This is a genomic window from Gardnerella bretellae (assembly GCF_048545135.1).
Taxonomy (GTDB): Bacteria; Actinomycetota; Actinomycetes; order Actinomycetales; family Bifidobacteriaceae; genus Bifidobacterium; species Bifidobacterium greenwoodii.
This window is the reverse complement of record NZ_JBKQXU010000001.1, coordinates 206,788-228,894: the sequence shown is the minus strand read 5'-3', so window position 1 is coordinate 228,894 and position 22,107 is coordinate 206,788. Positions and strand designations below refer to the sequence as shown.

13 protein-coding genes and 1 tRNA gene are annotated in these 22,107 nt (G+C 40.8%); 4 read left to right on the top strand and 10 right to left on the bottom strand.

The window, feature by feature from the left end:
* Positions 1-43: 43 nt before the first annotated feature.
* A complete protein-coding gene (gene guaA, locus ACJV7B_RS00930; protein ID WP_419388725.1) occupies positions 44-1,606 on the bottom strand; it encodes a glutamine-hydrolyzing GMP synthase in 1,563 nt (520 codons plus the stop codon).
* A gap of 399 nt (positions 1,607-2,005) precedes the next feature.
* Here guaA and ACJV7B_RS00925 point away from each other — a divergent pair, with 399 nt between their 5' ends.
* The 3 genes from ACJV7B_RS00925 to ACJV7B_RS00915 all read left to right on the top strand — a co-directional run bounded on the left by ACJV7B_RS00925 (position 2,006) and on the right by ACJV7B_RS00915 (position 7,866).
* Positions 2,006-4,483, top strand: a complete 2,478-nt coding sequence (locus ACJV7B_RS00925; protein WP_016786789.1) for a phosphoketolase — start codon at positions 2,006-2,008, stop codon at positions 4,481-4,483.
* Positions 4,484-4,762: 279 nt separating this feature from the next.
* The gene (pta, locus tag ACJV7B_RS00920) at positions 4,763-6,469 is read left to right on the top strand and encodes a phosphate acetyltransferase (protein WP_419388724.1); all 1,707 of its coding nucleotides are present in this window, start codon (positions 4,763-4,765) and stop codon (positions 6,467-6,469) included.
* A 167-nt stretch (positions 6,470-6,636) separates the two neighbouring features.
* Positions 6,637-7,866: an acetate/propionate family kinase gene (locus ACJV7B_RS00915; protein WP_419388723.1), complete on the top strand. Its 1,230-nt coding sequence runs from the start codon at positions 6,637-6,639 to the stop codon at positions 7,864-7,866.
* 80 nt (positions 7,867-7,946) lie between these two features.
* On the opposite strand, the gene aroA is transcribed toward ACJV7B_RS00915, so the two are convergent.
* Together aroA and ACJV7B_RS00905 are read right to left on the bottom strand one after the other, a co-directional pair.
* On the bottom strand, positions 7,947-9,314 hold the full coding sequence (gene aroA / locus ACJV7B_RS00910) for a 3-phosphoshikimate 1-carboxyvinyltransferase (RefSeq protein ID WP_116793952.1): 1,368 nt from the start codon (positions 9,312-9,314) through the stop codon (positions 7,947-7,949).
* A gap of 86 nt (positions 9,315-9,400) precedes the next feature.
* Positions 9,401-9,474, bottom strand: a tRNA-Pro gene (locus ACJV7B_RS00905).
* A 166-nt stretch (positions 9,475-9,640) separates the two neighbouring features.
* Between ACJV7B_RS00905 and ACJV7B_RS00900 the strand changes: the two genes are divergently transcribed.
* Positions 9,641-10,735: an ABC transporter permease gene (locus ACJV7B_RS00900; protein WP_419388722.1), complete on the top strand. Its 1,095-nt coding sequence runs from the start codon at positions 9,641-9,643 to the stop codon at positions 10,733-10,735.
* 73 nt (positions 10,736-10,808) lie between these two features.
* Here ACJV7B_RS00900 and glgX read toward each other — a convergent pair whose 3' ends face one another.
* The 7 genes from glgX to ACJV7B_RS00865 form a co-directional block, all read right to left on the bottom strand.
* Complete coding sequence (gene glgX, locus ACJV7B_RS00895) at positions 10,809-12,938, bottom strand: glycogen debranching protein GlgX (protein ID WP_419388721.1); 2,130 nt, start codon at positions 12,936-12,938, stop codon at positions 10,809-10,811.
* A 99-nt stretch (positions 12,939-13,037) separates the two neighbouring features.
* A complete protein-coding gene (gene polA, locus ACJV7B_RS00890; protein ID WP_419388720.1) occupies positions 13,038-16,112 on the bottom strand; it encodes a DNA polymerase I in 3,075 nt (1,024 codons plus the stop codon).
* A gap of 109 nt (positions 16,113-16,221) precedes the next feature.
* On the bottom strand, positions 16,222-17,010 hold the full coding sequence (locus ACJV7B_RS00885; RefSeq protein WP_004128008.1) for an ANTAR domain-containing response regulator: 789 nt from the start codon (positions 17,008-17,010) through the stop codon (positions 16,222-16,224).
* Positions 17,011-17,235: 225 nt separating this feature from the next.
* Positions 17,236-18,324 carry a 1,4-dihydroxy-2-naphthoate octaprenyltransferase gene (menA, locus tag ACJV7B_RS00880; protein ID WP_419388719.1) on the bottom strand — a complete coding sequence of 363 codons (1,089 nt, stop codon included), beginning with the start codon at positions 18,322-18,324 and terminating at the stop codon, positions 17,236-17,238.
* A gap of 39 nt (positions 18,325-18,363) precedes the next feature.
* Positions 18,364-19,137 carry an energy-coupling factor transporter transmembrane component T family protein gene (locus ACJV7B_RS00875; protein WP_004135984.1) on the bottom strand — a complete coding sequence of 258 codons (774 nt, stop codon included), beginning with the start codon at positions 19,135-19,137 and terminating at the stop codon, positions 18,364-18,366.
* 59 nt (positions 19,138-19,196) lie between these two features.
* A complete protein-coding gene (locus tag ACJV7B_RS00870; protein ID WP_419388718.1) occupies positions 19,197-21,134 on the bottom strand; it encodes an ABC transporter ATP-binding protein in 1,938 nt (645 codons plus the stop codon).
* Between the two features lie 180 nt (positions 21,135-21,314).
* Entirely contained in the window at positions 21,315-21,941 is a 627-nt protein-coding gene (locus tag ACJV7B_RS00865; protein ID WP_419388717.1) for a hypothetical protein, read from the bottom strand.
* Positions 21,942-22,107 lie beyond the last annotated feature (166 nt).

Below are 22,107 nucleotides of genomic sequence, written 5' to 3'. Positions count from 1 at the left end.
AGCATATGTTTATATTTCAGTCGATAATTCTCATCAAAAACTGTCACTCCCACTCAATCGTGGCAGGTGGCTTAGAAGTTACGTCGAGCACTACACGATTAATTTGACGACATTCGTTTGTGATTCGAGTAGAAATCTTTGCCAACACATCATAAGGAACACGAGACCAATCAGCTGTCATAGCATCCTCAGAGCTTACAGGACGCAAAACAATTGGAGAACCATACGTGCGCTCATCACCCTGAACACCAACAGAATGAACGTCAGCAAGCAATACAACTGGGCATTGCCAAATGTCACGATCCAATCCAGCTTTAGAAAGCTCTTCCCTAGCAATTGCATCTGCTTCGCGAAGCACAGCTAATCGCTCGCGTGTAATCTCACCAACAATGCGAATTCCCAATCCTGGGCCTGGGAACGGCTGTCTCCAAACAATTTCATCTGGAAGTCCAAGCTCAGTACCAATAGCGCGAACTTCATCCTTAAACAGCGTGCGTAAAGGCTCAATAAGCTTAAACTTTAAGTCCTTTGGCAAGCCGCCAACGTTATGATGCGACTTAATATTTGCAGCACCGTCTCCACCGCCAGATTCTACAACATCTGGGTAAAGAGTTCCCTGCACAAGGAACTTAACTTCCGCTCCAGTCTTACCAGCTTCTTCAATAACTTGACGCTGAGCTTTTTCAAAAGTACGAATGAATTTTTCGCCAATAATCTTGCGCTTTTGTTCAGGCTCACTCACACCTTTAAGAGCATTCAAGAAATCATCCTCAGCATCAACCGCGATTAGCTTAATGCCAGTAGCTTCAACAAAATCATGCTTAACCTGCTCAACTTCACCTTTACGAAGCAAACCGTGGTCAACAAAAACGCAAGTAAGCTGATCACCAATTGCTTTATGCACCAAAGCTGCAGCAACCGCGGAATCAACTCCACCAGAAAGACCACAAATAACTTGCGCATTCCCAACTTCTGCGCGAATCTTAGCAACCTGATCCTCAATAATGTTAGAAGGATTCCAATTATTATCTAATCCTGCACACTTATGTAAGAATGTAGAAATAAGTTCTTGACCCAATGGAGTGTGCTTTACTTCTGGATGCCACTGAACTCCATAAAGTTTGCGACTTTCATCCTGCATTGCAGCAACAGGAGCACCCTCTGTGTGAGCCAATACCTTAAAACCTTCTGGAGCACGCTTAACAGCAACACCGTGACTCATCCAAGTATTTTGCTCAACAGGAGAATTTGTAAGCAAGCCTTCAGAATCATCAATAGTCGCAGAAGTTTTACCATACTCACCAAGAGCAGCTTTATCTACATCTCCACCAAGTTCATGAGCCATTACCTGGAAGCCATAGCAAATGCCAAGAACAGGAACACCCGCTTCAAAAATTTTTGGATCAATATCAGGAGCACCCGGTTCATAAACAGAAGCAGGACCACCTGAAAGAATAATAGCTTGAGGATCTTTAGCTAGCATTTCGTCAACTGGCATAGAGTGCGGAACAAGCTCTGAATACACATTTGCCTCTCGCACTCGACGAGCAATAAGCTGAGCGTATTGAGCGCCAAAATCAACGACAAGCACTGGTCCTTTTGCCATGATTCTCCTTATATATATGTTCTGACACGATTCAATTCATAATAGTGAAGCTTTGCGACGTTGCAAATAACAAAACACCCAAGATTGAATATAAGGATATATAAATTACGTAGGTAAATAGAAGCCCATGATATATTTTTGTGCGAAACGCTGAACAATAAAGCAAAAAACGAACATAAAATGTAACATAATCTATACAAATGGCTAATTTTTTGCGCACATAATCACACATTTTTTCAACACAAATGCACGAAGAAGTAACCAAACGAACAAAAGTCAGACGCTGGCACTATACTGAAACGGATGGAAAAAGAGCTGTAATACATTTGTTTTCCAGACTCTATAACCAAATGGTAATGATCAAATTGCACTGAAAAGTGCTTGAGTACAGGAGTACACATGACGAGTCCTGTTATTGGCACACCTTGGAAGAAGCTCAACGCTCCAGTTTCCGAGGCTGCTATCGAAGGCGTAGATAAGTACTGGCGTGTTGCCAACTATCTTTCAATCGGCCAAATTTATCTTCGTAGCAACCCTCTAATGAAGGAGCCGTTTACTCGCGAAGACGTTAAGCATCGTCTAGTGGGTCACTGGGGCACCACTCCAGGCCTTAACTTCCTTATTGGCCACATTAACCGTTTCATTGCTGAGCATCAGCAGAACACTGTGATTATCATGGGTCCAGGCCACGGCGGCCCAGCTGGTACTGCTCAGTCCTACCTCGACGGTACTTACACCGAGTACTATCCAAAGATCACCAAGGACGAAGCTGGTTTGCAGAAGTTCTTCCGCCAGTTCTCTTACCCAGGTGGTATTCCTTCTCACTTCGCTCCTGAGACCCCAGGTTCTATCCACGAAGGTGGCGAGCTTGGTTACGCTCTCTCCCACGCTTACGGCGCTGTCATGAACAACCCAAGCTTGTTCGTTCCAGCAATCGTCGGCGACGGCGAAGCAGAAACCGGTCCTTTGGCTACTGGTTGGCAGTCTAACAAGCTTGTCAACCCACGTACCGATGGTATCGTGCTTCCAATCTTGCACTTGAACGGTTACAAGATTGCTAACCCAACTATTCTTTCCCGTATTTCCGACGAAGAGCTTCACGAGTTCTTCCACGGTATGGGCTACGAACCATACGAGTTCGTTGCTGGCTTCGACGATGAGGATCACATGTCCATTCACCGTCGCTTCGCCGACATGTTCGAGACCATCTTCGACGAGATTTGCGATATCAAGGCTGAAGCTCAGACCAACGACGTAACCCGTCCATTCTACCCAATGATCATCTTCCGCACCCCTAAGGGTTGGACTTGCCCTAAGTTCATCGACGGCAAGAAGACTGAAGGCTCTTGGCGTGCACACCAGGTGCCACTGGCATCTGCTCGCGACACCGAAGCTCACTTCGAGGTTTTGAAGAACTGGCTGAAGTCCTACAAGCCTGAAGAGCTCTTCAATGAAGATGGCAGCATTAAGGAAGACGTTCTTTCCTTCATGCCACAGGGCGAACTCCGTATTGGCCAGAATCCAAACGCCAACGGTGGTCGTATCCGCGAAGATCTTAAGCTTCCAAACCTTGACGATTATGAGGTTAAGGAAGTTAAGGAATTCGGTCACGGCTGGGGTCAGCTCGAAGCTACCCGTCGCCTTGGTGTTTACACCCGCGACGTAATCAAGAACAACCCAGATTCCTTCCGTATCTTCGGACCAGATGAGACCGCTTCCAACCGTTTGCAGGCTGCTTATGAAGTAACCAACAAGCAGTGGGACGCAGGCTACCTCTCCGAATTAGTCGATGAGCACATGGCAGTTACCGGTCAGGTAACCGAGCAGCTCTCCGAGCACCAGATGGAAGGCTTCCTCGAGGCTTACTTGCTCACCGGTCGTCACGGCATTTGGAGCTCCTACGAGTCCTTCGTACACGTTATCGACTCCATGTTGAACCAGCACGCAAAGTGGCTCGAAGCTACAGTTCGTGAGATTCCATGGCGTAAGCCAATCTCCTCCATGAACTTGTTGGTATCCTCTCACGTATGGCGTCAGGATCACAACGGCTTCTCGCACCAGGATCCAGGCGTAACCTCCGTGCTCTTGAACAAGACCTTCAACAACGATCACGTTATCGGCATTTACTTCCCAGTAGATTCCAACATGTTGCTCGCTGTTGGTGAGAAGGTTTACAAGTCCACCAACATGATCAACGCAATCTTCGCTGGTAAGCAGCCAGCTGCTACTTGGTTGACCCTCGACGAAGCTCGCGAAGAGCTCGAGAAGGGTGCTGCTGAGTGGAAGTGGGCTTCCAACGCTAAGAACAATGACGAAGTTCAGGTTGTTCTCGCTGGTATCGGCGATGTTCCACAGCAGGAATTGATGGCCGCTGCCGACAAGTTGAACAAGCTTGGCGTTAAGTTCAAGGTCGTTAACATTGTTGACTTGCTCAAGTTGCAGTCCGCTAAGGAAAACAACGAGGCTTTGACTGACGAAGAGTTCACTGAGCTCTTCACCGCTGACAAGCCAGTCCTTCTCGCTTACCACTCCTATGCACATGACGTTCGCGGCTTGATCTTCGATCGTCCAAACCACGACAACTTCAACGTCCATGGCTACAAGGAGCAGGGCTCCACCACCACGCCATACGACATGGTTCGCGTTAACGACATGGATCGTTACGAGCTTACCGCTGAAGCTTTGCGCATGGTTGACGCCGATAAGTACGCAGACGAAATCAAGAAGCTCGAAGACTTCCGTCTCGAGGCCTTCCAGTTCGCTGTTGACAAGGGCTACGATCACCCAGACTACACCGATTGGGTATGGCCAGGCGTTAAGACCGACAAGCCAGGCGCTGTCACCGCTACCGCCGCAACCGCTGGCGATAACGAGTAGTTTTAAGCTGATAAAGCTAAAACTGGTTAGCTAAAAAACATTTCGGGAGTCAATCGAAAGGTTGGCTCCCGTTTTGTATATAAAAAAAAATAAATTTGTATGTAAGCTAAATAAAAAAGCGAATCAAAATTTATATTGAAGAATTACTACTATGTGCGTGTATAAAAACAAAAAGCCGTACAATAGAACAAGCTTGGTTATATTGTAAAACTTAAGTAATTTAATTTTTACAATATGAAACCTAACATCACAACACGAAGTATCAAAGGAGAACGCATCGTGTCACATATTAATGTAACGATTATTGGCAACGAAGATATGTACGGCAGAAATGCTGTGGCACTCGGAATAACACATATTCTGTCTAACAATTACACCACTACTATTTTTCGCCCATGCGCTCAAACCAATGACACTTTTACTAAACAACTTTTGGGTATTGCAAATACTTCAGCGAAAGTAGAGCAAGTTATTGCAACCACTCCAGAAATAGTCAGAACAAATAAAGACACAGTTCGCGGAGATATTGTTGCAAGATACAATGAAGTACTACAAGCAACATCCGCTCAAGCTTCTGTTATTGTTTCAAGCGACGCAAGCCCTATATATGATCCAGATTTATTTGCTTTTGACGCAACTGTTGCAGCAGACTTAGCTTCACCTGTTTTTCTAACCGTTTGCGCAAAGGGACGAAATTCAGAGCAAATCTTACAAACTATCAATACTGCCAACGCTTGTATTATGAATGCTTGCACGCAAATTTTGGGCGTTTTTGTTACTGACTGTTCTGAGGAACTTGGCGCTGAATTGATGAAAGATTATACGGCTAGAAATTGCGCAAATTCTTGCGAACAAGAAACTAGAATAAGCAAAACACCATTATGGGTACTTCCTCAAATAAACGAAGAGAACAAAAATAGCTCGTTAGAAATATTCGTAAACTGCATTAGAGAAAAAGATATTCTTAATGCGCTACACCAGCCATTCAACGCTCCAACTACACCATACGCTTTTCAATACAGTCTTTTAGGAAAAGCAAAAGAACAGAAAAAAACAATCGTTCTTCCAGAGGGTGAAGAAGATCGCATATTAAAAGCGGCAGATTACTTGCTTGAACGCGATATTGTGAATCTTATTATTGTTGGCGAGCGCGAATCAATATTGAAACGTGCTGAAGAATTAAATCTTAATTCAGTTTGCAAAGCAAGTTTCCAATCTATGAGTGATGAAGCAATGCTTAGCCATATGATTACAAAACTTTGCGAATTAAGAGCAAAGAAAGGAATGACTGAATCACAAGCGAGAGAACAACTTAGCGACGCAAGCTATTTTGGCACTATGCTGGTTGTACTTGGACAAGCAGATGGTCTTGTGTCTGGATCTGTTAATTCCACTGCAAATACTGTGCGACCAGCATTACAAGTAATAAAAACAAAACCCGGTTCCAAGCTGGTTTCTGGCGCATTTCTTATGTGTTTTAAAGATCACGTAGCTGTATTTGCAGATTGTGCTATTAACACAAACCCGAACGCAGAACAGCTGGCAGATATTGCGATTCAGTCTGCGAATACTACTGAAGCATTCGGACTAGATCCTAAAGTTGGAATGCTTTCTTATTCAACGTTAGGATCTGGTAAAGGCCCAGATGTTGACACTGTAGAAGAAGCAACGCGAATAGTAAAAGAAAAAGCTTCAGATTTAGCCGTAGTTGGTTCTATTCAGTTTGATGCAGCTTGGTCTCCTACAGTTGCTGCAGCAAAAGCAAAAGATAATCCTATTGCAGGTCACGTGAATGTATTTGTGTTCCCTGATTTATGCGCAGGAAATATTGCGTATAAAGCAGTGCAACGCTCCAGCGGAGCACTGGCAGTTGGCCCTATTTTACAAGGTCTAAATAAGCCTGTAAACGACTTATCTCGAGGAGCTTTAGTACAAGATATTATTAATACTGTTGCTTTAACAGCTATTGAAGCTCAGCGAGAATAAAATTTTGTGCAGAAAGCTATAAAATAAATAAAAAATAAGCTGTTAATGTTCTTCACATATTTTAGATTGTTATGACACAAAATAACTCTCCGTATTGTAGGAACTTAACGGTAAACTAGAGCGTGGCAATTTACAAGCCTTATCAATACTTTATGGAGGATGCCCACATGGCAAAAACCGTTCTTGTTATCAATTCTGGTTCCAGTTCGATTAAGTATCAGCTCGTTGACTTGGAAAGCGGTGAAGGCATCGCTTCCGGTATCGTTGAGAAGATTGGCGAGCCAGTTGACGGCCACTACAAGCACGTATTCAATGGCGAAAAGCATGAGTTCGATGAGCCAGTTCATGACCACGAGCAGGGCTTAAAGCGCGTACTCGGTTTCTTCGAAGAATACGGTCCAAAGCTTTCCGAGTCTGGTATTGTGGCAGTTGGACACCGCGTTGTTCAGGGTGGCTTGACTTTCCCTAAGCCTGCATTAGTCAATGAGAAGACAATCAATAAGGTTAAGGATTTGGCAGTTTTGGCTCCACTTCACAACGGCCCAGAGGCTGTTGGCGCTGAAGTCATGACTGAACTTTTGCCAGACGTTCCACAGATTATGGTATTCGATTCTTCCTTCTTCCATGATCTTCCACAGGTTGCAGCAACTTATGCTTTAAATAAGGAAATTGCAGACCGCTATCATATTCGTCGCTACGGCGCCCACGGCACTTCTCACGAATACATTGGCTCTGTTGTTCCAAGCGTTGTTGGTAAGCCTGCAGAAGGTTTGAAGCAGATTGTTTTGCACATTGGTAACGGTGCTTCTGCTTCTGCCCAGATTTCTGGCAAGCCAGTTGAAACTTCCATGGGCTTAACTCCACTCGAAGGCTTGATGATGGGCGGACGCACTGGCGATATTGATCCAGCAGTAGTCTTCCACCTTATTCGTAACGCTCACATGAACGTGGACGAACTTGACACTCTCTTCAACAAGCGTTCCGGCATGATGGGTATGACTGGACACGGCGATTTGCGCGATATTCACAAGCTCATCGCAGAAGGCGACGAAAACGCTAAGCTTGCTCTCGGCGTATACGTACACCGTATTGTTGGCTACATTGGTAACTACACTGCTCAAATGGGTGGCGTTGACGTCATTACATTCACAGCAGGCGTTGGAGAAAACGACGAAATCGTGCGCGCTCGCGTATGCGAAAAGCTTGAGCCATTCGGTGTTAAGCTCGACAAGGAAAAGAACTTGGTTCGCTCTAAGGAGCCACGCGTTATTTCCACTCCAGACAGCTCTGTAATTATTGCTGTAATTCCAACGAACGAAGAGTTGGCTATTGCACGCAAGGCTGCAGCTATTGCTGAAGCTGGTGAAGATACCTACGGCAACAAGTTCAAGCACTAAATCGTTGGCGCTTAACAGCGTAGAACAAACAAATAAATAGATACGAATAATCCCGGGTCAAAAAGGCTCGGGATTATTTATTATTCAAGCATTTTATGCCACATTCCTGGAAAATCTGGGATTGTTTTTCTAGTTGTGGCAATGTTTTTGACTCTTACATTTTCTATGCGCAATCCAAGCATTGCTGCAAACGTTGCCATGCGATGATCTGCATAGGTTTCCATAACTTCCCCATGCACATAATCACTTGGCTCAATACTGATGCCATCCTCAAGCTCTTTAGCACCAATACCGACTCTATTCAATTCTTTAACTAAAGCTTCTAAACGATTAGTTTCATGTCCGCGTAAATGAGCAATACCATGCAACTGACTTACTCCATCTGCAAAAGCAAGAATAGCTGCAATGCTTGGAGCAATCTCCCCCGCTTTACTTAAATCTAAAGAAGGAATTGCATGAATACGACCATTTCCTTCTACACAAAGAACTCCAGACCCAGTGTTTGTATCATCCTCTTCAAAATTAACAACAGCACCCATACGTTCAAGTATTGCCGGCAACAATCCGCCAGGTTGAGTCGTGCGCTTAGGCCAGTTTGGAACTCTAACTATGCCTCCTGAGATTAAAGCAGCCCCTAAAAATGGCGCAGCATTAGACAAATCTGGTTCAACAACGACAGTATTTGGCAAAACTAATTTTGATTCCAAAACAGCCCAACTAATAGGCTCTATCATTTGGACTGTGCCACCAGCCTTTTTCACATCATCTATTGTCATTAAAATATGCGGCATACTCGGCAAATTTTTACCAATATGTTCAATATACAAACCGTTAGGTATGCGAGAACCAATTAGCAATAATGCTGAAATGAATTGCGATGATGCGGAGGAATCAATGCAAACAATATTTTCCACATTTCGAGTTTTAAGTTCTACTGATTTAGGAGGAATAATAGTGTACGGCAAAAAACCAGTTTCGCCGTGATACTCAACATGAGCACCAAGCTGTTCTAAAGCATCAAGTACCGGCTTCATAGGGCGAACATAGGCTTGCTTATCTCCATCAAATCGCACAGGTTTATTTGCAAACAATGCTAGAGCAGACACAAAACGCATTACAGTTCCCGCTAGTCCGCAATATACTTCAGCATTATCCTCAACTCTAAAAATTCCGTCTTCTGGCGGAATTACACGCAGTTTTGTGCCCTCTTCATTTAGTGATTCACATTTAACGCCGAATACTGATAAAGCGTTAATCATAAGCTCAGTGTCTCTAGAGCGCAATAATCCTTGTAAAACTACAGGTTTTGTACCTATTGCAGCCAATATTAAATAACGATTTGACAAGGACTTACTACCAGGAACTTCAACACAAGCTTTTAATTGATGATTAGAATACGGTGCTTCCCAACAAGTAGCACAATCCACAGTATCGTTAATATCGCTCATACTATGAATACTATCTATTAATATGTACTGATATGTGAACTGATATTTTGCAATCAGACTAAAATATTTCACTAGATATAAAAAAGTCGGGGTGACAGGATTCGAACCTGCGACATCCTGCTCCCAAAGCAGGCGCGCTACCAAACTGCGCTACACCCCGAGGCTTTTGAACTGTTAACCAGCTCCAAGCACAATCAAATACAATAGCGCACTTTGCCGACAAATGCAAATTTTCGACACACGTGGCGTGTATAAAATTTTTACACGTGCTTGACTTTAGTGCAAACTGTACAATGTAATTAGTTACAAGATAAAGGGGCTAAAATATGGGACGTTTCCAGCGAACTGAAGCAATGGGATTAATAGCATTTCTTGTATGCGCATCATTCGCAATGGTTATTATGTCCATGTACATGTTGCTTATGCCAGCATTTTGGCAAATTAGCCAAAGACTTTTCCTTACAGCCTCAGGAATTGTGGCTTTGTGCAGCATTGGCGCTTTTATTATTGGATATTTGCGTACTAATAAAAAATTTACCGGACACCATCTGATTCGCATAGTAAAACATACTTTTGAAATTACAGCGCTTTCTACAATTTATGGCGCGACAATGTTTCTTATGTCTTTTGCTTTGCTTTCCATCATCAACAGTATTATTGGCAAATCTGCAATGAACAATTATTTGCCGGTATTATGCTCAGCATTATCTGGAATTGTTGGTTACGCAACACTTATTCAAGCTGAGCTTCTTGAAGCTAAAACCGTAGCTTCCCTGCTTCCTCTATTCGTTATTTCAGGCGCTGCAACTGCAGGTCTTACCACGGATGATCCTTACTGGTATAACAATAATTTTTCCCAGCTTGGCGACAGAACCACTTTTGCAGCCAGCATGTTCAACGCAACGCTTGTACTATCTGGAATTTGTATTATCATAACAAGCTACTTTGCTGTTACAGAATTTGTTGCAACCCAACGCGAAATATTGCAGCACAATAATGAAGAGCGTACGCGTCATTTCAAAACTCGCACAACTATTATGGCTACTTTGCTTATTTTAGGCGGTATTGCTTTTATTGGCATAGGAACTTTCCGATATACTCCTCATCCTTTTCTTCATGACTTGTGCGCTAGAGGCGTAACTGGATTAATTTGTACAATGCTTGTATGCTTGCCTTGGTTAGCCCCTCGCCTTTCTCGCACATTCTACGTAGCTTCTGATTTAGCTGTTGTTCTTACAGCTTGGGCAGGAAATCAGTGGATGCACGGTCACAATACTCTTACTAATGTTGAAGCATTATCTTGCCTACTATTTCTAGGATGGATTATTGTTTTTTCAAGGCAAGTTGCAGCTATGCAAATTGACCGTCTTCAATCAAAAATTAATCAGGCTATTATAGAAAATAGCAGCGCAGGAAACTAAATTCCCTACGCTGCTTAAATCTTATGAAATTATAAAATTATTTGCGATTAAAATATTTTTTATTAGACTCTTATTAATGTTCTGGCTTGTGCTCGCTCATAAGTAGCAAGAAGCTGCGAGATTGAGCCACAATATTAAATCCTGCCTCATATAAAAGCTCAGGGCCTTTTGGATTGTAAGTGTCTACAATAAGCTTCCACTTTTCACCATAACGCTTGTCTGGCAATGTAAAAGTAATAGGTTCATAATGAGCATTAAATATAAGAATAAAGTCATTATCAACCATTCTTGTTCCATACCAGTCTGTTTCTGGAATGTCGGAGCCATTCAAATAAATCATCACGGAAAGCGCGTGCGTATTTGACCAATCTTCCATGTCCATAACAGTTCCGTTATGATCAAGCCATTCAACCTGTGGAATATCGCAAACGTCATCATTGTTTGAACGGCCAGTGAAGAAGCGACGGCGATGCAAAACAGGGTGATGAAGACGCAAATGAATAAGCTTGGAAACGAAATCAAACATATCACGTTGAGTTTCGTTATAATCCCAGCTCATCCAAGAAATAGCGTTATCTTGACAGTAAGCATTATTATTGCCGTGCTGTGTACGCATCACTTCGTCGCCTGCGCAAATCATAGGGATACCCTGACTCATAAGCAATGTTGAGAACAGGTTGCGCATTTGCCTCTCGCGCAGCTCATTTACATCGTGAATACTTGTAGGACCTTCTACACCGCAATTCCAAGAACGATTGTCGTTTGCGCCGTCGTTATTTCCTTCTTTATTCGCCTCATTATGTTTTTCGTTATAGCTTACTAAATCGTTCATAGTAAAGCCGTCATGAGCTGTAATAAAGTTCACAGAAGCAACAGGCTTACGTCCATTTTGCTCATACAAATCAGAGCTTCCCATAAGCCTACTTGCAAATTCAGGCAAAGTAGAAGGCTGCGAGCGCCAAAAATCACGAACGCAATCCCTATACCTGCCATTCCATTCGGACCAGCTTGGAGGGAATCCACCAACCTGGTAACCTCCAACACCAATATCCCAAGGCTCTGCAATAAGTTTTACGCTAGAGATAATAGGATCTTGTTCAATAATGTCAAAGAATGCAGAAAGTTTATCTACTTCTTGGAACTGGCGGGCAAGCGTTGCAGCTAAGTCGAAGCGGAAGCCATCAACGTGCATTTCAGTCACCCAATAACGCAAGCTATCCGTAATCAATCGCAATGCTTTCGGCGAGCGCATAAGTAAGGAATTACCCGTACCAGTAGTGTCAAAATAATGACGCTGATCGTTATCTACAAGACGATAATATGCGCGATTATCAATACCACGGAAACTCAAAGTAGGACCACGGTCATTGCCTTCAGCAGTGTGATTGTAAACTACGTCAAGAATAACTTCCATACCAGCAGCATGATAAGCCTTAACCATTGACTTAAACTCATTAACCTGCTCACCGCGCTGACCAGAACTTGAGTAAGAATTTTGCGGAGCAAAGAAACCAATGGTATTGTAACCCCAATAGTTGCTCAATCCCTTATTTTGTAAGAATGAATCATTTACAAACTGATGAATCGGCATAAGCTCAATTGCCGTAACACCAAGCTTCTTCAAATAAGAAATAACGCTTGGATGCGCAAGACCAGCATAAGTTCCGCGAATATCTGCAGGAACACGGCTATCAAGATTAGTCATTCCACGAACATGAGCTTCGTAAATAACAGAATCATGGTACGGAATCATAGGATGCTGATCATTACCCCAATCAAAGTATGGGTTAATAACTGCAGCCTTCATCGTATGATCTGCAGAATCCAAAGTATTCATTGCAGAAATATCATCCGGATTATCAAACCAGTAAGAAAACAGGCTTTCATCACCGTCAATATTGCCTTCAATTGCTTTTGCATACGGGTCTAAAAGGAGCTTATGCGGATTGCACCACAATCCATGCGAAGGATCGTAAGGACCATGAACACGATACCCATAACGTTGGCCAGGCTGAATACCTGATACATAATTGTGCCAAACGTATGAGTTCTGTTCGGTCATATCAATACGTGTTTCATTATCATTCTCGTCAAACAAGCATAATTCAACGCGCTTTGCGACTTCGGAAAACAGGGCAAAATTAACGCCGGCGCCGTCATAATTGGCACCAAGCGGATACATGGAACCTGGTCTTATATGCATAATATAAGTATCTCATATATTTGCGCACTTTTCACGCTATGTTGCTTTTATTTGAAAAAAGATAAAAATTTATACAAATTTATTCAAATATATGCAAATCTAATGAGCTGCTAATTGCCAATCAACACCAACGCCAGTTGACACATTAAGCGGAACATCTAAATTAACTGCATGCTCCATAGCTTCTCGCACAATATTTTCTACACTATCTTTTTCTCCGTGCGCAATTTCCAAAATTAATTCATCGTGAATTTGTAAAATTACGCGGCTGCGCATTTTAGAATTTCGCAATCCTTTATAAACACGTATCATTGCAAGCTTCATAATATCGGCTGCAGTTCCTTGAATTGGAGCATTTAAAGCTCCACGTTCTGCAGCTTCGCGAGCTGTACGATTATTTGACGATAACTGTGGGAAATATCTACGCCTACCAAACATTGTTTCTGTATACCCAAGTTCTTTAGCTTTCAAAACCAAAGACTCCAGGTAATCATGAACTTTTCCAAAAGTATCAAAATACTTATTTTTCAACACTTCGGCAGCAGATGGTGTAATAGAAAGTTGTTTTGCCAAACCATAAGTACTCAATCCGTATGCCAAACCGTAGCTCATAGCTTTTACGTGAGAACGCTGGTCACTACTAACTTGATCTACAGGTATTTGATAAACCAGGCTTGCCACATATTTATGAAAATCTGCACCAGAGCAGAACGCTTCAATAAGAGTTTCATCATGAGAAGCATGAGCCATAATACGCAACTCAACTTGAGAATAATCACAGCTCATTAAATATTCGAAATCTTCACCTGGAACAAACGCTGCACGAATTTCACGGCCAGCAGCATTACGATTAGGAATATTTTGCAAATTCGGATCTGCAGAACTTAATCTGCCTGTTGCAGCAATAGTCTGCTCAAATCTTGTATGAATACGTTTATCGTCATAATGAGCAGCATCAATTAAGCTTTGCACTATTTGCTTTAACTTATTTTTCTCGCGATGACTAAGCAGAGCCCCTAAAAATTGACTTGCAGGTTCTTCAGGATCAAGTTTCGCATACATTGCTTGCAATGCTTCAGCATTAGTAGTGTAAGAACCGTTTTTTGTGCGCCTAGTTGGTTTAAGAGCAAAATGATCAAACAGTATTTGCTGCAATTGCTTAGGACTTTGCAAATTCACACGATTTCCCGCAGCCTGCCAAGCCATATTCTGGGCAAATTCAGCATCGGAAGAAAATTGCTGGAACATGCTACTTAAACGCTGCATATCTACAGCAGCACCAACATCTTCTAGTCCTCGCAAAACTCTTGAAATAGGCATTTCCAAGTTCGACATCAAACCTGTTTGTTTTCTAGAATCCAATTTTGGCGCAAATTGAATAGCTAAAAGACGTGTAAGAACAGCAGTTCTTAAAATTTTATCCTCAAACTTTTGCGTTTCTTCTTCGCTTGTTTTAGCTTCATCTAAAGCTAGTGAATCATCAAGTAAAAGATCAAGCTCACCCTGCTTAGCTTCCTGATTATCCAAATCTTCATCATCGCTCGAAATATCTAAATAATGTTCTGCCATATTTTCAAGCGTTTCAGCACGAAAATCAGGCTCAAGCAAATATGAAGCCAATCTTGTATCAAGAAGAGGAGTAATACTCGGATTATCGGAATCAACTAATTCCAAAGATGACAACAATCCTAAATGCTTTTTATAGTCGTGCAAAACTATTGAAGAAGCATATTTTTGCAAAAATTCCCTTAAAGATTCGAGTAAGGAGTTTGTCTCTACACGCAAGTCTGAAGCATAAATTAGTGCTGCTCTACCCCTAACAAGCATCAATAAACAGTCTGCTTTTAAACCAAAACGATGCTTTGACTGGCAGCTACTTTCATGAGCATAAACAACTAATTCGCGATTGTTTAATATTAAATCTGCACATTTCTGCTCATTATCAATAAGTTTTTCTGCATCTACAGAGGAATCAGATTGCGAAGAATCTTTCGTTTTTTCTACGTCAGTATTTTCTTCCTCGTTACTATTGTCTTCTTCTAGGAAAGTAGATACGCTAGTTTCCCACTCGCGTAAATCTTCTAAAGATTTAATATGACTTACTTTAGTATTTTTTAATACGTCTTGAAGATTTTCAGCATCAGAAGTTGATTGCTCGCCGCGGTTGGTATGCTCTATTTCGACATTTCCTTCATACGTTGAAGAAAGCATAATTCGCATATTGTCATCAAGCAATTGCTGATTTGTACGACTAAAAGCTTTAAGAATCTTACGCTTTTTTAATTCACCAAACTCAAGTTGAGATAACAACTCTCCTAATTTCTTAGCATTAATATCTTCACCAAAACGCAAATTATCAACACTAATACCAAGATCTAAGTCACGAACCAAAGCATTAACTCGACGGTTCAAACGAACCTGATCAATATTTTCTCTTAAAGCTTCACCCTTTTTACCTGTAATCTCACCTGCATGAGAAATAATATCTTCCAAGCTGCCGAACTGGTTAATCCATTTGGCAGCATAACCATCTCCAACACCGGGAACGCCAGGAATATTATCTGCAGTTTCGCCTCTTAAAGCCGCTAAATCAGGATATTGCTTAGGAGTAACATTATATTTTTCTAAAACGGCAGCAGCATTCATTTGTTTCAAATCTTTGAAATGCTGCCCCGGATAAAGAACTGTAATATTGTCGTCAATAAGCTGAAATGCGTCGCGATCTCCAGAAAGAACTAAAGTTCTATACCCAGCATCAGCGCCCATTGTTGCAAGTGTTCCAATAACGTCATCACCCTCATAACCGGGTTTTTCAATATATGTAATATCTAGAGAACGTAGCATCTGCTGAATAAGAGGCAGCTGAGAAAGAAGCTCTTGAGGAGCAGCTTCACGCGTACCCTTATACTGAGGAAGCATCTTATTTCTAAAAGTGCCACCTTTAACATCAAAAGCAATAGCTAAACGGTCAGGATTTTCTTTTCTTACCACTTGGGAAAGCATAGTAATAAAGCCCCAGACAGAATTGGTGGCCTGCCCATAGCGAGTAGAAAAATTATCCGCAGAAACTGCAAAAAAAGCACGGAACGCAAGAGAATGGCCATCAACGACCAACAACGTTCCTTTCTCATTCTTAAAATCAGAAGAATGTTCTTCGACGATGCTGGTATCCACTGTTGACTACTCACCCACGTTCCGTAATTATTACAACAATTATGCTAATAGTATTCAGCACAACAAGCGTTATGATTTAATAAATTTAAGATTTTTAAGATTAATACTATTAATCCTCAGAATCTGAGTCTATTTTATCATCGCTATACTTTGAAATAATAGCCAAAGCAAGACGCTTCTTAGGGATACGCTGATCCATAGAAGTTTTTTGAATCCAACGGAATGCACCCTGCTCTGAGAATCCGGCCTTATCCATAAGAAGACCCTTAGCTCGGTCTACCAGCTTGCGCTCTTCTAAGGTATCTTCAGCTTTCTTAAGCTTTTCTTCCGTCTTTTTTAGCTGATCTTCCGTATCGTGCAATCTATTTTCTGTGCGCTCAACGCTATCTAATAAATCATTAATCTCACTAAAACGACCCATAGCAACTTCCAAAGCTGGAAGAAGCTTAGATTCTTCATACGGCTTAGTTACGTATGCCATTGCACCGGCACCTGTTGCTTGTTTTACTAAATCTGCCTGCGAAAAAGCAGTGAGCATAACAACTGGCGCAATGTTTTCATCACAAATAGTTGCTGCAGCAGTAATACCATCCATAACAGGCATCTTAACGTCCATGCACACAACATCCGGATGATTCTCACGAGTCAACTCAATAGCTTCTTGACCGTTAGCTGCCTGACCTACAACCTGATAACCGTTATCTTCCAACATAGCTACTAAATCCATGCGATTAACAGATTCATCTTCTGCAACAACAACAGTGCGAATATTGTTAGATTTCTTATCTTCAGACTCGTTCTTCACAGCTTCTGCATCAGCAGCCTTACGAAGCTCATCATCAGTAAGTATTTCAGGCATTGTTTGCTCTGTCCCTTCATTCCTTTTCGTAACTGGCATACTCACAACCTCATTTCATTGCCGCATAAACAGGGCAACACCGCCATGCATCTTTAACATGACGACTACGCAACAGCACGTTCACAAACACCGGTAGAATCACGCATCATAACGCAATTTGCATGTCACTAAAACCGCACGCACCCAATGTTTGTGTCAATCAATGATACCATAAGATTCACAAGACTCGCGAAAGAATGCACAAATTCGCGCTATTTTGCTTATTTATACAGCCGCAGACAACAGTACTACTACAGCTGCAAAAATGGTTTGAGCAACACAAAGTGGAAAAGCATTCTTATAGTCGCCTTTAAGTATACATTTGCCAAATTTATACGCTTTTATTATAAGAGCTACCAATATAATCCACTGAAGAATAGCAAAAAATAGGTGCAATGGAATATTGCGTACTAAATTACTAAAATTGAAGAAAATTTCAGCATTATAAAAGTTCCATATTGAAGGAACTTCAAAAGGAAAAACAATAATTGAAACCGAATACGCTAACAACAAAAGCGCCGCAACAATGCTCACTGCAGCACATAAACGTCTACCTCTTTGCTCTCCAAGCATTATCATCGCAGTTATTTTTCCATGCTCTTTATCACTTGCAATATCTCGAAGATTATTCACCATCATTAAGCATGCAGAATAAGCTCCTGGAATGAATGACATTAAAACACAAGCCAAAACCATTAATGGACTATTAATAGAAATACTGTTCGCTTGTACACCAATTCCGTATGTTATTGCGCACAAGGTTCCAATAAAAGGAACAGGCCCAAAGAACACAAAAGCGCTTACTTCTCCCCAACCTTTATAACCATAAGGATGCTTCCCTCCTGCATAAAACCACGCTGCAGCAATGCAGGCAATTCCAAGCGGAATAAACCACAATATTCCTGTGCTAAAAACAATAAGTAAACCTGCTATGCAAGAAATCAAAGCAGAAACTATTACCGCTTTAAGCACAGATTTTGACTCAATACCAGCATCCGCAAGACGCCACGATACATCACATAATGGCTTAGAATTTTTACTTTTACTCACAGGGCGAAACTTACGATTCTCGTCTAAACCATTCAAGCCGTCACAATAATCGTTCGCATAATTAACAGCAATCTGCATAAATACTGCAACAGCACAGCACAGAAAAAATTGTATAAAGCACTGCACAAAACTAATAATTGGTTTCTCAAAATGCGAAAAACGCATCATTCTAAGAGAAATAGCAAATGCCATAACAACAGGAACTATTCCTATTGGCAGCGTGTAAATTCTTGCACCTTTAAGCCAAACTTTTACACTTTTCATTATTAACCTCTTAAACTATTTGTTAATTACATAAATTCTTCATACAAGATTAGGCAAAAAGATTGAAGTAACTATTGGTAAAGCAATAATAAGCGCAGAAATAATCACAGATAAGAATCCACGCCATCCGAATGGATATTTATAATACGATGATTTGCGCGTGCGCAAATAAAAACCGCGCTCTTCAGCAGCAAGTGCAGAACTGTCTGCTTTTCGAACTGAAGAAACTAAAAGAGGCACAATAAGTGGCATCATAAGCTTTATTTTTTTAAACGGATTTTTAGTATCATATTCAACACCACGAGCCATTTGAGCTTCTGTGATTTGAGACATTTCGTAAGCAAAAATCGGCACGAAACGCACTGCCGTTGTAATAGTAAAAGCGTAGCAGTATGGAACATGCAAATATTGCACTACAGCATTTGCAAGATCGTTTAATTTAGTTACCGTTAGAACTGTTACAAGAGGAAAAGCAAAGCAGAACAATCTCAAAGCAGCTTTTGCACCAATATCAATACCGTGCAATGTGAACCACAAGAAAATATAGTTTCCACTTTGAGCAATAACAGTCTGTATCAGAAACATTACGCAAGAAATTATAAGCATAGCTTTAATAAGACCAGATAATGTTTTAACAACTCGAGTAAAAGCCATGCCAATGAAAATAATAGCTGCAATCGCAATAAGCGCGGAATACTGTTTAGCAATAAACACGCTTATTACAACACTCGCAGCAAGAATTAGTTTTGCAATAGGATTAGTGCGATGAAGAAAAGTGTTACCTGGTTGGTAAGTTAACAATCTCGTTTTCATAAATATCAGACGCCTTTACTTCTACTGTTATTTGCTACTTTTATTTGCTATTGCTTCTACTAATTCTGTACAGTCTGTTTTACGATTTTTTCGCCACGCAACGCTTCTACTAATTCTGCTCGCACATACAAGCCATTACACTTATTAAATCCATGCGCAACCAAGCCTTGAGAAACGGAACACAATAATGGCGGATACAATGCTGCAGCAGAGCACACTTCCGGCTTTTCAAACACATCATGCGCTGAACCATCAATAATAAGCTTTCCATCGTTAATTGTTATAAGTCGAGTTGCATAATCAAGCACAACTTCCATATCGTGACAAACCATAATCACGCAGCAACCGTTTTTTCTTAAACGCTCTACAACTTGCATAATTCTCATGCATTCCTTGTAATCAAGGCCACAAGTTGGCTCGTCAAGAAGAAGAATCTTAGGATTCGTTACAACCGTTGCAGCTAAAGCAACCATTTGACGCTGTCCTCTAGAAAGCATAAACGGGCTAGCTTTAGAATCCAGCTCCAACTCATCAATAATTTCCATTGCGCGAGCTTTAGCTTCGTCCTCATTCTGACCAATTAAAATGCAGCTTAAAGCAACTTCTTCAAGTACCGTTTCTTTGCATAATTGTCGGTCAGGATTTTGGAATAAGGTAGATACATATTTTGCTATTTGACTAATGCGAAGCGACTTAGTGTCGATGCCATCTATTGCCACACTACCTTCTGTAGGTCTTAATAGACCATTAATAATCTTTGTAATTGTTGTTTTTCCAGCACCATTTCTTCCAATTAACGCAATTAATTCACCGCTATTTGCATTAAATGAAACATCTTTTAGAGCTTTAACACCATTCGCATAAGCAAAACTCACATTATTTAGTGAAAGGCATGGCTTGTTACTATTATCTGAATTATTAACTTTTATAAAAGCTTCTTCATGAGACTCTAAAGCAGATTCTGCATTATTCGAGTTACTTGAATTAGAAAGTTTAGAATAATCCGTACGTAATGTTTTAACAATAGTATTTACAGTTTCTTCCACGCCAACAGTAAGATCAGCAGGATTACAAATCTGTTCATCTTGCAATTGTTTAAGCAATCGCGTAGTACGCGGATAGTTAATACCTACTTTACGAAGTAACTCTATATCTTTAAGAGCTAAAGAAACAGGAGCATCAAGAACAAGTTCACCTTTAGAAAGCACTATAAGACGCTTACAATACTCGCTCAACAAAGCTACTTTTTGCTCAATGACAACAATAGTAATACCAAATTTTTTATTAAGATTTTGAAGAATAGAAAAAATCATGCGGGAAGATACAGGATCCAACGCACATGTTGGTTCATCCAACACTAAAACTTTAGGTTTAAGTGCCAAAATTGCAGCAATAGCAACTTTCTGCTTCTGCCCACCAGACAATGTATCTAAATCTCGATTGCGCAAATCACTAATACCAACAGTTTCTAAAGAACTATCTATACGATTGGGAATTTCATCGTGTGGAACTCCAAAATTTTCCAATCCAAAAAGCAGCTCGTCTTCAACGTTTGCAGCAACCATTTGCGCATCAATATCTTGAATAACAGATCCAATCAAGCAAGCAATATTGGTTAGAGCAAGATTTTTAGTGTCTTGACCCGCAATCTTAACGCTTCCTAAGAGTTCACCAGAATAATGGTGAGGAATAGCGCCAGAAAAAAGTGAAGCAAGAGTTGTTTTACCAGAGCCAGAAGGTCCAATAATTCCAACAAATTCACCAGGGTAAATTTTAAGATCTACGCTATTAAGCACATACTTATTATCCTCAACTCTTAAAGTATTTTCACTACGATTTGTACCGTATTGAAAAGACACATTCTTCAATTCAAGTAGCGGATCTTCTAAGTGTGAATCATTAGGTTTTCTCATAAGGCTCTTTATGTTTCGTTGTGGGGCTTGTTCAACTAATTTTCTTCCAGTAATCAGTTCATTTTGCTGATGCATACCATCCATAACTGTAACACACCAATCAAACTCAAACTATTTGCTAACATAAAAGTTGATGCCAATCGCAATATGACTGGCATCAACTCACTTTTATACCTTTACTTTTTCTATACACTGCAATCATTCATGCATACTAAGTGCAATAAAAAACACATTTTATGCAAAATAATTTGTATAAAAATTGATTTACTTATGCAATACAATCTTCAATGGCGTGAACAGCACTTCTACAACAACTGCATTAAATACTGCAGTTCCCAAAATAATTGGGAACATCACAAGAACCATGTTTGGAGAATGCAATACGAAGAATGCAGCAATAAGAGCAAAAATACAACCGGAAATTACTGTAGTAATGAAAGTAGCAATGAATGGGAATACGCTTACTTTACGAGCTGCATCCTTTGGGAATAAGCGAATATAGCCAATTAACATTGCAGTCATAACTATTGCAGCTGGAATATCGCAAGCATATTCAAGGAACGGAATCGAAGTATTAAATTGAATTAACGTTGCAGCAAGAGCACCAATAATAGCTCCCTGGTAAATCTTCGGCCTAACAAGCAAAATTGACAAGCAGAATGAAGCAATAACAAACTCAGGCTGAATATTTCCAATAGAAAGAGATTTTGCAACAGTAAAGTCAAGAATGCATCCTGCCGCAAAAAGTACTGCAACTAACACTAACGAAGTAATATCTAATGCGTGATTCTTAACTTTTACATTTTGCATCATTGCAGCTGCAGCATCTGTAGTTGCGTTTGCACCATTGTTATAAGCTTCCTTAACGGTTTCGTTAATTTCTTGAGCCATGATTTCTCTCCTTGTTTGGGCTTTATATTATTCATATAAAGCTATCGAACATTTTGTTGTGATTTGTGATTTTGTGATTTGGTTATTTTTTAAAATTTAAGCTTATATACAAAAAGACCCCCGGGCTTACCCCGGAGGTCTTTTATAAGCTTTTATATGCAGCTTC

Excerpts from the sequence above, each read along its gene's own strand:
- guaA (WP_419388725.1), bottom strand. The coding sequence starts at position 1,606 with ATGGCAAAAGGACCAGTGCTTGTCGTTGATTTTGGCGCTCAATACGCT.
- ACJV7B_RS00925 (WP_016786789.1), top strand. The coding sequence starts at position 2,006 with ATGACGAGTCCTGTTATTGGCACACCTTGGAAGAAGCTCAACGCTCCA.
- ACJV7B_RS00915 (WP_419388723.1), top strand. The coding sequence starts at position 6,637 with ATGGCAAAAACCGTTCTTGTTATCAATTCTGGTTCCAGTTCGATTAAG.
- aroA (WP_116793952.1), bottom strand. The coding sequence starts at position 9,314 with ATGAGCGATATTAACGATACTGTGGATTGTGCTACTTGTTGGGAAGCA.
- ACJV7B_RS00900 (WP_419388722.1), top strand. The coding sequence starts at position 9,641 with ATGGGACGTTTCCAGCGAACTGAAGCAATGGGATTAATAGCATTTCTT.
- glgX (WP_419388721.1), bottom strand. The coding sequence starts at position 12,938 with ATGCATATAAGACCAGGTTCCATGTATCCGCTTGGTGCCAATTATGAC.
- ACJV7B_RS00885 (WP_004128008.1), bottom strand. The coding sequence starts at position 17,010 with ATGCCAGTTACGAAAAGGAATGAAGGGACAGAGCAAACAATGCCTGAA.
- menA (WP_419388719.1), bottom strand. The coding sequence starts at position 18,324 with ATGAAAAGTGTAAAAGTTTGGCTTAAAGGTGCAAGAATTTACACGCTG.
- ACJV7B_RS00875 (WP_004135984.1), bottom strand. The coding sequence starts at position 19,137 with ATGAAAACGAGATTGTTAACTTACCAACCAGGTAACACTTTTCTTCAT.
- ACJV7B_RS00870 (WP_419388718.1), bottom strand. The coding sequence starts at position 21,134 with ATGGATGGTATGCATCAGCAAAATGAACTGATTACTGGAAGAAAATTA.
- ACJV7B_RS00865 (WP_419388717.1), bottom strand. The coding sequence starts at position 21,941 with ATGGCTCAAGAAATTAACGAAACCGTTAAGGAAGCTTATAACAATGGT.